Source organism: Streptomyces sp. NBC_00443 (assembly GCF_036014175.1).
Taxonomy (GTDB): Bacteria; Actinomycetota; Actinomycetes; order Streptomycetales; family Streptomycetaceae; genus Streptomyces.
Map to the genome: position 1 here is coordinate 4,277,060 of NZ_CP107917.1, position 14,476 is coordinate 4,291,535.

13 protein-coding genes are annotated in these 14,476 nt (G+C 71.6%); 1 reads left to right on the forward strand and 12 read right to left on the reverse strand.

The genetic code is table 11. The features are described 5' to 3' along the window. Positions 1 to 86: 86 nt before the first annotated feature. The 5 genes from OHO27_RS19080 to OHO27_RS19100 are packed head-to-tail and all read right to left on the reverse strand — an operon-like array spanning position 87 to position 2,932. Entirely contained in the window at positions 87 to 1,082 is a 996-nt protein-coding gene (locus OHO27_RS19080; RefSeq protein WP_328425496.1) for an asparagine synthase C-terminal domain-containing protein, read from the reverse strand. Beyond that, on the reverse strand, positions 1,079 to 1,345 hold the full coding sequence (locus tag OHO27_RS19085) for an asparagine synthase-related protein (protein ID WP_328425498.1): 267 nt from the start codon (positions 1,343 to 1,345) through the stop codon (positions 1,079 to 1,081). Before OHO27_RS19085 ends, OHO27_RS19080 begins: the two co-directional genes overlap by 4 nt. Then, positions 1,324 to 1,956 carry a hypothetical protein gene (locus OHO27_RS19090; protein WP_328425500.1) on the reverse strand — a complete coding sequence of 211 codons (633 nt, stop codon included), beginning with the start codon at positions 1,954 to 1,956 and terminating at the stop codon, positions 1,324 to 1,326. The genes OHO27_RS19085 and OHO27_RS19090 overlap by 22 nt, the downstream gene beginning before the upstream one ends. Further along, entirely contained in the window at positions 1,953 to 2,486 is a 534-nt protein-coding gene (locus OHO27_RS19095; RefSeq protein ID WP_328425503.1) for a hypothetical protein, read from the reverse strand. Before OHO27_RS19095 ends, OHO27_RS19090 begins: the two co-directional genes overlap by 4 nt. Beyond that, positions 2,483 to 2,932, reverse strand: coding sequence for an anthrone oxygenase family protein (locus OHO27_RS19100; RefSeq protein ID WP_328425505.1), 450 nt, complete (start codon positions 2,930 to 2,932; stop codon positions 2,483 to 2,485). The genes OHO27_RS19095 and OHO27_RS19100 overlap by 4 nt, the downstream gene beginning before the upstream one ends. A gap of 211 nt (positions 2,933 to 3,143) precedes the next feature. Between OHO27_RS19100 and OHO27_RS19105 the strand changes: the two genes are divergently transcribed. Further along, complete coding sequence (locus OHO27_RS19105) at positions 3,144 to 4,727, forward strand: FAD-dependent monooxygenase (RefSeq protein ID WP_328425507.1); 1,584 nt, start codon at positions 3,144 to 3,146, stop codon at positions 4,725 to 4,727. 97 nt (positions 4,728 to 4,824) lie between these two features. Here the strand turns inward: OHO27_RS19105 and OHO27_RS19110 are convergent, their stop codons facing one another. The 7 genes from OHO27_RS19110 to OHO27_RS19140 form a co-directional block, all read right to left on the reverse strand. Further along, complete coding sequence (locus OHO27_RS19110; protein ID WP_328430485.1) at positions 4,825 to 6,528, reverse strand: FAD-dependent oxidoreductase; 1,704 nt, start codon at positions 6,526 to 6,528, stop codon at positions 4,825 to 4,827. Beyond that, positions 6,429 to 7,469, reverse strand: coding sequence for a methyltransferase (locus tag OHO27_RS19115; protein ID WP_328425509.1), 1,041 nt, complete (start codon positions 7,467 to 7,469; stop codon positions 6,429 to 6,431). The genes OHO27_RS19110 and OHO27_RS19115 overlap by 100 nt, the downstream gene beginning before the upstream one ends. A gap of 196 nt (positions 7,470 to 7,665) precedes the next feature. Continuing rightward, positions 7,666 to 9,360, reverse strand: coding sequence for an MDR family MFS transporter (locus OHO27_RS19120; RefSeq protein ID WP_328425510.1), 1,695 nt, complete (start codon positions 9,358 to 9,360; stop codon positions 7,666 to 7,668). A 97-nt stretch (positions 9,361 to 9,457) separates the two neighbouring features. After that, positions 9,458 to 10,435 (reverse strand): quinone oxidoreductase family protein, encoded by a 978-nt coding sequence (locus OHO27_RS19125; RefSeq protein WP_328425511.1) that lies wholly within the window; start codon positions 10,433 to 10,435, stop codon positions 9,458 to 9,460. Between the two features lie 188 nt (positions 10,436 to 10,623). After that, complete coding sequence (locus OHO27_RS19130; protein WP_328425512.1) at positions 10,624 to 11,601, reverse strand: quinone oxidoreductase family protein; 978 nt, start codon at positions 11,599 to 11,601, stop codon at positions 10,624 to 10,626. Positions 11,602 to 11,710: 109 nt separating this feature from the next. Further along, complete coding sequence (locus tag OHO27_RS19135; protein WP_328425514.1) at positions 11,711 to 12,655, reverse strand: methyltransferase; 945 nt, start codon at positions 12,653 to 12,655, stop codon at positions 11,711 to 11,713. A gap of 150 nt (positions 12,656 to 12,805) precedes the next feature. Then, positions 12,806 to 14,359: an FAD-dependent monooxygenase gene (locus OHO27_RS19140; protein WP_328425516.1), complete on the reverse strand. Its 1,554-nt coding sequence runs from the start codon at positions 14,357 to 14,359 to the stop codon at positions 12,806 to 12,808. Positions 14,360 to 14,476 lie beyond the last annotated feature (117 nt).

Below are 14,476 nucleotides of genomic sequence, written 5' to 3' on the forward strand. Positions count from 1 at the left end.
GTTCCTCGCCTTGCCCGCATCATATGCCTAAGGGCACATGAATGACAAGATGCACACTTATGTGGGTGGTGCAGCGTCCGACACCCTCACAGACTCAGCTCGACCCGGTACTCCGCCAGCCACGTGTTCAGCTGCAGCACCATCTCCATGCTCGCCCGCTCCACCCACGCGAAGGCACCGCTGGGGGCCGCCGCCGCACCCAGCGCCACCCGGGTCGCCTCGGCGTCCAGCAGCGGGGCGACCGGTGCCGCCCGGTCCGCGGCCACGTCCCCGAAGCGGTGGCGCACGAACTCGCCGTACGCCGCCTCCTGCACGGTCGGATAGGCGCTCTTGGGCCGGTTGAGCACCGGCTCCGGCAGCAGATCGGCGACGGCGGCCCGCAGCAGGCTCTTCTCCTGGCCGTTCACCCGCTTCAGCTCGGCCGGCACGTTGTAGACGTACTCCACCAGCGCCCGGTCGCAGAACGGCGGGCGCAACTGCACCCCGTGCGCCATGCTCATCCGGTCGGCCCGGTCCAGATGGGTCGGGGCCCACCGGGTCAGCGCCAGATAGGTGACCTCGCGCGCCCTGCGCTCGGCGGAGCTCTCCCCGGCGACCTGCGGGACCTCGGTGAGCGCGTCGCGGTAGTGCTGGTCGGCGTACTCCATGAAGTCCAGCTCCTTGCGCAGCGTACGGTCCACCAACGAGCAGCCCAGCCCGCCCGCGGCGGCGTCGTGCCCCCGCTCGAAGGAGACCCACGGGAAGGTGGTGGAGTTGCTGTGCGCCGGGTCGTACGCCCAGAAGTAGCCGTTGAACACCTCGTCGGCGGTCTCCCCGGAGAGCACGGCCGTGATCCCGGCGCCGCGCAGCGCCTCGAAGAACAGCAGCAGCGAGACGTCCATGTCGCCGAGCGGCGAGGGCGCGTCCTGGCTGCGCAGGGCGGCGGCGTGGGTCCGCGGGTCGGCGAGCGCCCCGGTCTCCAGCAGGATTTCGGTGTGCTCGGTGCCGATGTGCTCCGCCGCGAGGGCCGCGTAGGGGGCGTCGGGGGTGGCGCGCATGGTCGGGTGCGGCTCGAAGTTCTCCGCGTAGCCGGTGAAGTTCACCGAGAACGACCTGAGCCCGCCCCCGCCGCACGCCGCTCCCGGGACGCGAGCGCGGTCAGCGCGCTGGAGTCGATCCCGCCCGAGAGCATCGCGCCGACCGGCACGTCCGCGCGCAGATGCGTCGCCACCGCCTCCGACAGCAGCCGGCGCACGGTGGCGACGGTGGTCTCCAGGCTGTCGGTGTGCGGGCGGGCGGGCAGCGACCAGTAACGCCGGTGGCCGGTGCCCGGCGCCCGCACGGTCATCGCGTGGCCGGGCAGCACCTCGCGGGTGCCCCGGAACACCCCGGTGCCCGGCTTGCGGCTGTGTGCGAACAGCTCCCGCAGTCCGTCGGCGTCGACCACCGGCCGTACCGCCGGATGCGCCAGCAGCGCCTTGGGCTCGGAGCCGAAGACCACCCCGGAGGGGTCAGGAAGTAGCACAGCGGCTTCACCCCCAACCGGTCGCGGACCAGCAGCAGTTCCTGCCGCCGTACGTCCCACACGGCCAGGGCGAACAGGCCCTCCAGCCGCTCCGGGAACGCGGCGCCCCACTCCAGATAGGCGTGCAGCGCCACCTCCGCGTCGCCGCCCGAGGTGAACCGGTGCCCCTTGGCGGCCAGTTCACGGCGCAGCTCCACGTGGTTGGTGATACTCCCGTCCAGGGTCAGCACGGCCACCGGGCTTCCGGACTCCGACTCCACGAGGGCCGGCTGGTCCGCGTGCTCGGGGTCGAGCAGGGCGAGCCGGCGGTGGGCCAGCGCGGCATGCCCCTCGATCCACTCACCGAAGCCGTCGGGGCCGCGGTGCGCGAGCGCCGCCGTCATCGCCCGTACGGTGGGCGCCTCCGGTGTCAGGTCCCGCTCGAAGTCCACCCAGCCGGCGATTGCGCTCATCGTGGTGTCCTCTCGTTCGCTGCGTCTGATGTGGGTGCGCCGTTCTCGTCCGGGACGCGGGTGACATGGGTGACCTCCACCAGGGAGAGCCCATGCCGGGCGACGGCCTCCCGGAACTCGTCGAGTCCGGGCGTCCCTTCGCCGCGCACGGCGATGCCGAGCCGGCGTGGGGCCGCGTCTCCGTAGCGGCGGTACAGCTCCAGATAGCCGCGCGCGGTGTGGTCCGCGTCGTCGACCAGGGCGAACCGCACCGGTCGCCGCTGCCCGCGCCAGGTCAGCTCGCCCGCCGAGCCGCCCGCGAAGTTGTGCCGCCAGCCGCTGCCGGTCGCCACCACCAGCGCGCCACCGAGGGTGTGCACCCCGGCGGGCACGGTGTACGGCCGCCTGCTGCGCCGTCCCGTGAAGTGCAGCAGCGCGAGCCGCTCGGCCACCGGACCGGGCTCGGGGCGGGACAGCAGCTCCCGCATCCGGACGTCGGCCGCGTCCCGCTCCGCCCCCTGCGGCAGATCGCGTACGACGACGGGGGTCACGACAGCACCACCGCGGCGGCCGTCAGCGCACAGCCCGCGATCGCGAGGCAGGTGCGCACCAGATGCCAGTCGCGCCAGGCCGGGCGGGGGTCCCGCCAGCCGGGGCCCAGGTCCTCGGGCCGGGTCCGCTTGACCGTCCGGTTGATCGGCACGTTCCGGGTCTGCGACACCACGGCAACCCCCGCCATACAGAGGGCGGCGGCCGCGAACAGCACCCGGGGGCCGCCCGACGCCTGTATCGCGAGCCCGACGTCCACGGCCGTGGAGCCGGTGACGATGAACGGCATGATCCGGTCGTAGCGCCTGCCGAGCAGGATGTGCGTGGACACGTACCGCTCCGGGGTCATCGCGATCAGCGCGGGCATCACGCTCACCGCGACCGCGAAGAGCACCCCCGCCACCAGGCCGGTGCCCGTCAGCACCAGCACACTCAAAGCCTCCACCACCGCTTCCGCCCTCCTTCATGTCCTGCGCCGCACTCCGGGCCTGGTACAGATCGAACCTGTCAGCCACTCCTCGCACGGCACTCGAATCCGCCTGGGAGCGCGCCGCTCCGCACAGGTTCCGTTCGCCCGCGCCGCGAGCCCGGTTCGAGGGCCCGGGTGTTGCATCGGCCCGCCGAAACCGAACGCATTCCCACACCTTCGAGGAGCCGGTATGGCGGACGAGACGACCGAAGTACTCATCGTGGGCGGCAGCATGGTGGGCCTCGCCCAGGCCCTGTTCCTCGCCCGGCAGGGCATCCGGCCGCTGCTGGTGGAGCGGCACGCGGAGATCTCGGCGCACCCCCGGGCGCAGGCCGCGAGCCCGCGGACCATGGAGCTGCTGCGCGCGCTCGGCCTGGAGGACGCGGTACGGGCGCGGGAGAACCCGCACGCCCAGTACGGCGACATCCTCCAGGCCGAGTCGCTCACCGGGACCGAACTCGGGCGGTTCGACGGCCCGTTCCGCCACGACCCGAACGACGTGGGCACCACCGGTTGGACCCTGATCGGGCAGGACCGTCTCGAACCGGTGCTGCGGGAGCGGGCCGAGGAGCTCGGCGCGGACATCCGGTTCGCCACCGAGATGACGGGGTTCACCCAGGACGCGGAGGGCGTCACGGCCGTCCTGCGCGATCTGGGCGACGGCTCCGAGCGAACCGTGCGGGCGCGGTACCTGGTCGCGGCCGACGGTTCACGGGCGCCGATCCGCACCTCGCTCGGCATCGGCCATCACGGGCAGGGCGTGTTCGGCCGGCAGATGAACATCATCTTCCACGCCGACCTCGACCCGTACGTGGCAGGGCGCACCTTCTTCCTCTGCTTCGTCAGCAACCCGACCGTCAAGGGCGTACTCGGCAAGCTCGGCGGCGCGGACTCCGACCGCTGGGTGCTCGCGCCGAGCCTGCCGCCCGGGGCCGATCACCGTGCCTACGGCACCGAGGACTGCATGGAGCTGGTGCGGGCCGCCGCGGGGGTGCCCGGTCTTCCGGTCGCGGTGGAGTCCGCGACGAGCTGGGAGATCGCCGCCTGGGTCGCGGACGGCTTCCGCTCCGGGCGGGTGCTGCTGGCCGGTGACTGCGCGCACGTCATGCCGCCCACCGGAGGGTTCGGCGGCAACATGGGGATCCAGGACGCGCACAACCTGGCCTGGAAGCTCGCTCGGGTGCTGCGCGGGGAGGCCGGTCCCGGTCTGCTGGACACCTACGAGCAGGAGCGGGCGCCGGTCGCCGAGTTCACCGTCGACCAGGGTGTCATCCGCTACCTCCAGCGCAGCGGCCTCGACGAGGCGGCCGCGGCCCGGCACCGTCCCGAGACCACGGTGCTGTTCGGCCATGTGTACCGATCGGACGCCGTCATCGTCGAGGCCGGCGACGACGACACCGCCGTGGTCGAGGACCCGACCACGCCCAGCGGCCGCCCCGGCACCCGCGCTCCCCACCTCCCCCTGGTCCGCCAGGGCAAGGAGATCCCGCTCCACGACCTCCTCGACGGCGACTTCTGGCTCCTCGCCGGCCCGAGCGGCACCGCCTGGCAGGAGCCCGCGGCCACGCTCGGCCTGTCCTTCCACCGCGTCGGCGCGGAGGAACCCCCCGAGGTCGTCGAGCGCTTCCTCACCCGCTACGGCGTCCAGGACACCGGCGCGGTCCTGCTCCGCCCGGACGGCTTCATCGCCTGGCGCGGCACCGACCTGCCGGAGCACCCCGCCAAGTCCCTGACGACGGCCCTCGACACGGTGCTGCACCGCACCGCCCCTTAAGGTTCCGCCCTCGCGCACACCACGGCCGCGGCGCTCCAAGACGGAGCACCGCGGCCGTTCGATGCGCGCGGAGCGCGCTTTCAGGGGCGGGGAACGCCTACGCCCGGTCCAGGATCGCCCGCAGTGCCGCGATCGCCGCGCGGTCGACCGGCCCGCTGCGCCCCGCGGTCGTACGCCACCCGACGAACCCGTCGGGCCGTACCAGAACCGCCCCACCGGCCAGCAGCCCGTACCGGCGACGGAAGGACCCCTCCTGGTCCCACAGCCTGGTGCCACGGCCGATGCGGACGACCTTCAGGCCGACACCGAGGCGGGCCGCCTCCTGCTCCACCGCGCCGGTCCACCGCCCCGCCACCTCGTCCACGAGCAGCGTGAACCCTTCGCCGTACAGGTCGATGACGGACACCGGCCCCTCGGGACCGTCGAGCTGGAGGTGCGGGGCGCGCGCCCCGGGCCGCGCCCCGGGATGCGCGGGGTCCTCCACGATCGAGTCGGGCGCCCCCTCCTCCACGGCGAAGGCCCCGGAGCGGTAGCAGTACCCGAACGTCATGGTCGTCTCGTCCAACAGCTCCTCGGCGACCTCCTGGTACTGCTTGCCCTCCCGCACCGCGAACCGCAGCATGGCCTGCCGGACGGTCTCCTCGGCCACCGGCCGCCGCTCGGCGTCGTAGCTCTCCAGCAGCTTGGGGCCGGCCGTGCCGGACAGCACCAGGGCCAGCTTCCAGGCCAGGTTGTACGCGTCCTGGATGCCGGTGCTGGCGCCGAACGCCCCGGTGGGCGGCATCACATGGGCGGCGTCACCGGCGACGAACACCCGGCGGGTCGCGAAGGTGTCCGCCACGCGCGCGGAGATGTCCCACGCGGGCATGTCCACCGACTCGATCTTCAGGGGCAGGTCGGGCACCCCGACCGCGGCCCGCACCAGGGCGGTGCAGCGCTCCTCGGTGAAGTCCTCGGCGCGCTGGCCCTGGTCGGGGAAGAAGGAGACGTTGATGACCCAGCGGCGGTCGTTGTCGATGGGGATGATCGTGCCGCGTACCTCGGGGTTGTTGACGTACGCCGCGATGATCCGGCGGCCGCGCAGCGCCTCGGTCAGGTCGGCCTCGAAGAAGAAGCTGACGAGGTTGGTGATGGTGCCGCGGCCGTGCGCCCCGATGTCCATCATCTGGCGCAGCGGGCTGCGACTGCCGTCCGCCGCGATCACGTAGTCGGCGTGGATCTGCGAACTCGCCCCGGTGGACAGGTCGGTGGTGCTGACCAACACCCCCTCCGCCTCCTCTTGCAGTGCGTCGACCCGGGTGGAGAAGCGGATGTCCGCGCCGGCCTCGACGGCCCGCTGCCGCAGGATCGGCTCGAGTTGGTTCTGGTCGATCAGCGTCCACTGGGTGGGGCTGATCCGGCCGATGTCCTCCGGGGAGGCGTTGGGCATCCGTACGCGTTCCTTGCCGGCGAGGCTCTCGACGTGCACCAGGTCGGTGTTGCCGGAGATGGGGGAACGTCCGGTGCGTACCCGCTCCTCCATGCCGACCGCGCGGTACAGCTCCATCGTCCGCGGGTTGATGGCGCGGGCCTTGGGGTGGGTGGAGGTGTCGGGGTGACGTTCCACCAGGGTGGCGGAGACGCCGTGATGGGCGAGGAAGACGGCCGCGGACAGTCCGGTCAGCCCGCCTCCGACGATGAGCACGGGGGTCCGGTGCGGCTTCATGCTGCCTCCTTGTGGGCGGTGACCAGGGTGTGGGTGCCGAGCAGGGGCTGTGCGTCGCCGTCCGTGAACCCGGCCCCGCGCAGCCAGGCCCGGCAGTCCGCGACCCGGTACTCGGAGCCGTCGGGGCTGACCAGTCGCATGTGCAGGCTGCTGAGCAGCCGCTCCGGGTCGCTGCGGTCGTCGTCGATCATCCGGTCGTAGACGAGGACCGTGCCGCCGGGCCGCACCGCCTCGAAGACCCGGCCGAGCAGCTCGCGCCGCCGGGCGGTGTCGAAGCCGTGCAGGATGTGCCCGAGGACGACGACGTCGGCGGGCGGGATCGGGTCGGTGAAGAAGTCACCGCCCGCGAAGGCGACCCGGTCGGCCAGGCCGAGGCCGCCGATGTGCTCGGTGAACAGCGGCCGTGTCCGCTCCAGGTCGAAGCAGGTCGCCTGCAGATGCGGGTGCGCCCGCACCAGGACGGCCGCGAGGTTGCCGCGCGCGCCGCCGAGGTCGACGAACGAGGAGTGGCGGCCCCAGTCGAGGCGCCGGGCGAGTTCGGCGCCCATCCGGTCGCTGTACGCGTCGAGCCCGGCCAGGAACCGCTTCATCTTGGCGGGGTCCTTGTGCCGGTCCCCGACGAAGCCGCCCTTGTCCGGGTCGAGGTGCTGGGCCTCTCCGGAGCGCAGCGCTTCGGTGAGCCGGCCCCAGGTGCCGTACAGCGTCTCGTTGGTGAGCTCGACGAAGCCGCCGAGGTACGAGGAGGAGTCCGGCACCAGATAGGCCTGCGCCAGCGGGGAGTTGCGGTAGCGGCCCTCCGTGCGCTCCAGCAGACCGAGCCCGACCAGGGCGTCCAGGAAGTCCGGGACCATGCGGTGGTGGGTGCCGGTGCGCCGGGCCAACTCGGCCGCGTCGGCGGGGTTTCCGGCGAGCGCGCCGAACACGCCGAGGGTCACGGCGCTGTGCAGCACCTTGGCGGCGCAGTCGGCAATGGTCAGCCGGATCAGCGGTCCGGGGTCGACCGCCGGGGCCGTCTGCGGGTCTTCGGTCGTTGTCACACGAGCCTCCTGGTCTGCCTCTGCCTGTTCTTCGGCCTGCGTCCTGCGTCGTACGGCTGTGCAGTGCCGACGATGGTCGCGAGCCGTCGATTCGGGCTCGAAGGGCGCTGAAGGGCGGCCGGGGCACGGAGGCCCGACGTACGTGAGCCGCCCTCCCGTGCGGGAAGGCGGCTCGCGGGCGGCAGGTGAAGAGGGGTCAGTTCTCCTCGGCGGCTGCCTCGTGACCCTGGTGGTCCTCGCCGCGCAGCGGGAGGTTCTTCATCGTCAGGGCGGCCAGCAGCCCCAGGAGGAGGACCGGTACGGCGGTGAGGAACACGGGCGTGAGCGCGGCGGCGTACGACTGCTCCACGGCGTTGCGCACGGGCTCGGTGAGCCGGTCCAGTGTCTCGGTCGAGTTCAGCGCGTCGGGGTCGATGCCGCGCAGCGCGTCCGCGGGCGTCCGCTCGGCGATCTCCTCGGTGAGCCGGTTGTAGAAGATCGAGGCGAACAGGGCGATGCCCACGGTGGTGCCCAGCTGCCGGGCGAAGGACACCGTGGCGTGGACCGCGCCGATGTCGTCGCGGGGCGCGGTGTTCTGCGCGGCCATGGTCAGCACCTGCATGTTGAGTCCGGCGGCGACGCCGAAGACCAGCATGTAGCCGATGACCACGGCACGGGAGGTCCCGGTGTCCATGGTGGCCAGCAGCAGCGCCCCCACGATGCCGATGGCCATGCTGAGCACGGGGTACCACTTGTAGCGCCCCGTCTTGGTGATCGCGGCGCCGCTGATGACGGAGGAGGCGACCAGGCCGAACATCATGGGCAGCAGCACCACACCGGACATGGTCGGGCTGGCTCCGGTAACGACCTGGATGTAGATGGCCAGGAAGTTGACCGAGCCGAGGAAGACGACGCCCGCCGCGATGCTCACCAGCACGCTGACGCTGAAGGTGGAGTCGCGGAAGAGGTGCAGCGGGATCACGGGTTCGGCGGCCCGGCGCTCGGCGGCGATGAACGCCACGGCGAGCAGCACCGCGCCCGCGGCGAGCGCGAGGATCCGCCAGTCCAGCCACTCGTACTTCACTCCGCCCCAGCTCGCGGCCAGGGTGAGTGCGACGATCGCGGCGCTGAGCAGGACGAAGCCGGTGTAGTCGATGTGCGCGGGGCGGTCGGCGCGGGGCAGGTGCAGACAGGTGGAGACCAGCACCAGGATCACGATGCCCACGGGCAGATTGATCAGGAAGACCCAGTGCCAGCTCAGCAGGTCGGTGAGCGCGCCGCCGACGGCGGGCCCGGCCAGCGCGGCGAGCGCGAAGACGATGCCGAAGAGGTTGAAGTACTTGGCGGCCTCACGCGGGTTGAACAGCTCCCCGATGATGGCGAGCACGGAGACGAAGAGGCCGCCGGCGCCGATGCCCTGCACGGTGCGGAACAGGATGAGCTGGTCCATGGACTGGGCGGCGCCGCTCAGCGCGGAGCCGGCGAGGAACACAGCGACGGCGATCAGGAAGATCTTCTTCCGGCCGAAGAGGTCGCCGAGCTTGCCGTAGAGGGGCGTGGTGACGCTGGCGGCGATGATGTACGCGGTCGTCACCCAGGCGAACACGTCGAGACCGCCGAGGTCCCCGACGATGCGGGGCAGCGCGGTGGCCACGATCTGCGAGTCCAGCATGGCCAGGAAGACGGCCAGCAGGCAGGCGGTGATGACGGGTTGGATCCGGGTCTGGGGTGGGGAGCCGACGGCGGTGAGCGGGCTGTCGGCCCCTGTGGTGCGGGAGGGCACGGTGATTCGCCTTTCGGGCTGGAGTGGGTGCCATCCCCGTCCCGCCGGCCGTGCTCGGCCGGCGTCGTCTGCGGTGTGGGATCCGTCAGGGGATCGCTGTGGACTGCGGTGGAGTGCGCCGTACGGCACGTGGGCCTCTCGTGCCGTACGGCGGGTGGCCGGCCCCGAGCGGGGGATGATCGCGACCGGCCACGTCGGTCGGGAGACGGGGGTCGTCGGTCCCGCGTCAGGGGACGAGGACGACCTTGCCGAGCTGAGCCCGGGCCTCCATCAGTTCGTGTGCCTTGACGGCCTCGTCGAGACCGAGCCGATCGTGGACGATCGGGCGCACCTTGCCGGTGGCGATCATGTCGAGCAGGTCGCGCTGTCCCGCGGCGATGACCTCGGGCTTGTTGTAGAGCATGGCGTAGAGAGCGAATCCGGCCACGGTCTTCATCCGGCTGAGCATCAGCGGGTGGACGGGCTGGATGTCGCCGCTGGCCGAGCCGTAGAAGACCAGCCGGCCGAACTGGGCGGTGAGGGCGACGCTCTTGGTGAGGATGTCGCCGCCGACGGTCTCCAGAACGACGTCCACGCCCCGGCCTTCGGTCGCGGCCCGGACCTGCTCGTCCCAGTCGTCGTCGGTGTAGTTGACGGTGACATCGGCACCGAGGTCACGGACGAAGTCCAGCTTGGCCTGTGTACTGGCGGTGGCGATCACCTTGCCGGCGCCCATCGCCTTGGCGATCTGCACGGCGAGGTGGCCGACGCCCCCGGAGGCGGCGTCGATCAGGATCGACTCACCGGGCTTGAGCTGGCCGGACTCCTTGATGGCGTGGTATGCCGTCTGGGCCGGGCTGGGCAGCAGGGTCGCCTCGGCGGCGTCCATGGTGTCCGGGATGGCGATGGCCCAGGCGGCGTCGGCGGTGACGTAGTCGGCGTAGGCGCTGTGGTCGACGTCGACGACGATACGGTCCCCGACGCCGACGTTGGTGACGCCCTCGCCGAGTGCCTCGACGACGCCGGCGACATCGCCGCCGGGGGCGCCGGGCAGCGTGGCGTGGCCGCCGATCGGGATGCCCTGGCGGCGCTGGACCTCGGCGAACGTGACGCCGATGGCCTCGGAGCGGATCAGCACTTCGCCCGGTCCGGGCTGCGGCTTCTCCGCCTCTTCGACACGCAGCACCGAGGGGGCCCCGTGCTCGTAGTGGCGGACGATGCGCATGGTGTTCTCCCAACTAGGAGGTGTTGTCGAGCCGCGGACGCGTGGTCGCGGCTCCGCCCAGGGATCCGGGTTACATGGAGTGGATTACCGACAGCAATTACATGCTGTCGTGCATCTTTATTACATGCCATCCAGCATGCATTTGTCAAACTGCACATCGTTGATTCGATGCATTGGCTGAAAGACGGTCAGGGAACGAGCACCACACGGCCGAGCTGGGAGCGCGACTCCATCAGCTCGTGCGCGGCCGCGGCGTCCTTCAGCGGCAGCTCGGCGTGGACGACGGGACGGACCTTGCCGGAGGACACCATGTCCAGCAGCTCCCGGGCGCCCTTGGCCATGACGTCCGGCTTCTCGCCCATCACGCCCCACATGCTGAAGCCCATGACGATGCGGTTGTCGAAGATGTCGGCGACCTCGATGGCCGGCAGCTCGCCGCCCGCCGCGCCGTACACCACCGTCCGCCCGAACTGGGCAGTGAGGTTCACGGACTTGGTGAGGATGTCCCCGCCGACGGTCTCCAGAGCGACGTCCACGCCCCGGCCGCCCGTCGCGGCGCGCACCTTCTCGTCCCAGCCGTCCTCGCCGTAGTCGACGGTGACATCGGCGCCGAGCGACGCGACGAAGGCCAGCTTCTCCGCTCCGCGGGCCGCGGCGATGATCTGCCCCGCGCCGAGCGTCTTGGCCATCTGGACCAGCAGATGGCCGATACCGCCTGCCGCGGCGGTGATCAGCACGGACTCGCCGGGCTGGAGCTTCGCCGCCGTGGCGATGACGTGGTAGGCGGTCTGGCCGGGGATGGGCAGCGAAGTGGCCTGGCCGGCGTCGATCCCGTCGGGGACGGCGAACAGCCAGTCGGCCTGGGTGACGACGTACTCGGCGTATCCGTCGTGGGCGACCCCGGTGACCACCCGGTCACCGACGTTCACCTGGTCGACGCCCTCGCCGACCTGCTCCACGACGCCCGCGACATCACCGCCCGGCGAGCCGGGAAGGGTGGCGGGACCGCCGACCGGGATGCCCTGACGGCGCTGGCACTCGGCGAAGTTGACCCCGACCGCCTCGGTGCGGATCAGCACCTGGCCGGGACCGGGGACAGGGGCGTCGGCCTCTTCGAGCCGCAGCACCGAAGGGGCGCCGAACTCGTGGTGTCGGACGATGCGCATGGACGTACTCCTCTTTCTCTCGCGTGCACTACGGCGATTTCCCTTGGCGTGCACGACAGGGGTTTCTCTTGCGTGTGTTACGGGGTGCGGGATGGGGAACGAGTCCGGATCAGGCCGGTGTGAGCTCGACGAGCGAGCGCACCGGTCCCAGGCCGACCACTCGGCGCAGCGAGAGCCCGGCCTCGGCCGCCAGCTCGCGCAGCTGCTCGGTGGTGCGCATCCGCCCGCCCAGATAGACGAGCATCCGCAGGTCCAGATCGGTCTGGTCGGTCTGAACGTCGAGCAGGCCCTCGAGGACCATGACCCGGCCGCCCGGACGGACGGCCTCGGCACAGCGCCGAAGGATCTCGGCCGCCCGGTCGTCGGGCCAGTTGAGCAGGACGTTGGACAGCAGATACACATCGCCGTCGGCGGGCAGCGGATCGAAGAAGCTGCCGACCACCGCACGGCAGCGCTCCTGGAGACCGGCGGCCGCGAAGTCCCGCTCGGCCGCCGCCGCGGGCCCCTCCAGGTCGACCAGGGTGCCCCGGGCGCCCGGGGTCGCGTCGACGACCGCCGCGAGCAGATCGCCGCTGCCGCCGCCCACGTCGACGACATGCCGTACGGCCTGCCAGTCGCCCTGAGCCAGCAGCTCGGGAACGACCCAGCGCATGCTCGCCGCCATCCGCCGGGCGAAGGCCTCCGCGAGCGCGCCGTCCGACTCGACGTCCGTCCAGAACTCCTGCCCGTAGAGAGCGGAGTAGACGGGTGCGCCGGAGCGCACGGCGTCGAGCAGACGGAACGCCGCGGCCTCGCCCCGGCCGGTCGGGCCGTCCAGGCGGAGCCAGTCACGGCCCGACTCCGGGACGTCGTGGCGCAGCAGGGCGCCGAGCTCGGTCGGCTCGTAGCCTCCTTCGGGGAGCGTGCGGTAGATCCCGGCGTTCACCAGGTGGCCGAGGAGACGGCCCAGAGCGGTCGCGTCCACCTCCGCGGCACGGGCCAGCGTCTGGACCGTGACCGCTCCGGCGGCCATGTGGTCCGACAGCGCGAGGGTGGCGGCCACTCTGATGGCCATGGGGGTGATCAGGTCGCTCTTCTCCAATAACTCCTGCGACCAGGGGGGATTGCTCACTTCGTCCTCTCACGTGCACAAGCTGTGTGGGGGGTGGGGAAGGCGCCACGTCGACCGAAGGAGGGTGCCCCTTCGGCCGTCTCGGCCCCTTCGTCAGACGGTGCCGAACCAGGTGGTGACGGCTGCGGTCAGTGACTCCCGCAGCTCCGCCTCCGGCATGTCCCGGTCCGCGGCCCAGGCGACATAGCCGTCGGGGCGGACCAGCAGACCGGCCAGCTGCGGCTCCTGGGCGCACTCCGCCCGCACGTGCTGGAGCCGGCCCGACCAGGAGACGCCCGTGGCCCACTTCTCGTACACCTGGCCGATCTGCGCCTCGCCGGTCAGGTCGAGCAGCACGCCGGTGCCACGCTTCAGGTACTTGGGCAGGGGCCGGACGTCGTCCTCGGTCTTCAGCTCCAGGTCGCGGGCGAAGTCGCCGAGCAGCCGGTGCTCGGGGCCGTCGATCGGGTAGCGGACGGTGACGCCGCTGAGCATCTCGGCGAGGTGGCGGTTCACCTGCTCCTTGCGCATGAGGTCGGTGAACAGCTCGCGCAGCGGGGTGACATACGGGTCCGGGTTCATCAGCGCGATCTGCGCCCGGGTGTTGGCCAGCACCTTGCGGGCCGGGGCCTGGCGCTCGCGGTCGTAGCTGTCGAGCAGGCCATCGGGGGCCCAGCCGTGCACCGCGGCGGCGAGCTTCCAGCCGAGGTTGAAGGCGTCCTGGAGACCGAGGTTGACGCCCTGGCCACCGACCGGGAAGTGGGTGTGGGCGGCGTCGCCCGCAATCAGCAGCCGGCCCTCGCGGTAGCGGTCGGCCTGGCACGCGGAGTCGGTGAAGACGGAGAGCCAGCGCGGCGAGTGCGCACCGAGGTCGTCGCCCCAGATCTCGCGCAGGCTCGCGGTCAGCTCGTCCAGGGTGAGCTCCGCGCCGGGCTCCCGGTCGGCCTCGAAGTCGAACGTGGACACCCGGTGGTAGGTGTCGTCGAGCGGCACGCAGAACAGCAGGCCGCGTTCGGTGCGCTCCATGCCCATGGGGGCGTTCTCGCGGTCGGCGAGGATCACGTCACCGAGCCGGGCGGTGACCCGGCCGCCGGTGCCGGGGAAGGCGATGCCGGCCTCCCGGCGAACCAGGCTGCGACCGCCGTCACAGCCCACCGCGAACCGGGCGCGCACGGTGTAGGTGCCGTCGGGGCCGGTCACCTCGGCCTCGATGCCGTCCGCGTCCTGGCGAATCGCGGTGACCTCGTGACCCCGCCGGATCTCGGCGCCGAACTCGGCGGCGCGCTCCTCCAGCAGGCGTTCGGTCCTGGTCTGCTCGGAGAGCAGGGCGTAGCCGTGGGCACTGTCGAGGGTGGAGAAGTCGACCCACTCGTCCAGGCCGGCGAAGTGGCCGTTGTTCCAGGAGCGGGCACCTTCGCGGAACCGCTTGAGCAGGCCACGCCGGTCGAGCGACTCCAGGGAACGGGCGTGCAGTCCGAAGGCCTTGGAGTGCGGGGTGCGCTCGGGAAGCCGCTCGAGCACGATCGCCCGGACGCGGGAGATACGAAGTTCCGCGGCGAGCAGCATGCCGACGGGACCGCCGCCGACGATCAGCACGTCGAAGTCGACGTCGGTGTCGTAGGCGATCTCGAAGTCGCGATCGGACTCGGGGGGCACGGGATGGGACATGGGTCCTCCAATAGAGCTGGGGCGATATATGTTCGCCTACAGGTATATGCTTAATGTCATGCAGTAGATGGAGAGCATACAGATGCTCGTCTGCCGTAATCAACTCGCTTAGAATGC

What these genes read in the sequence shown, in the direction of transcription:
- OHO27_RS19090 (WP_328425500.1), bottom strand. Translation starts at nt 1,956, where the DNA reads ATGAGCGCAATCGCCGGCTGGGTGGACTTCGAGCGGGACCTGACACCG.
- OHO27_RS19105 (WP_328425507.1), top strand. Translation starts at nt 3,144, where the DNA reads ATGGCGGACGAGACGACCGAAGTACTCATCGTGGGCGGCAGCATGGTG.
- OHO27_RS19125 (WP_328425511.1), bottom strand. Translation starts at nt 10,435, where the DNA reads ATGCGCATCGTCCGCCACTACGAGCACGGGGCCCCCTCGGTGCTGCGT.
- OHO27_RS19130 (WP_328425512.1), bottom strand. Translation starts at nt 11,601, where the DNA reads ATGCGCATCGTCCGACACCACGAGTTCGGCGCCCCTTCGGTGCTGCGG.
- OHO27_RS19135 (WP_328425514.1), bottom strand. Translation starts at nt 12,655, where the DNA reads ATGGCCATCAGAGTGGCCGCCACCCTCGCGCTGTCGGACCACATGGCC.
- OHO27_RS19140 (WP_328425516.1), bottom strand. Translation starts at nt 14,359, where the DNA reads ATGTCCCATCCCGTGCCCCCCGAGTCCGATCGCGACTTCGAGATCGCC.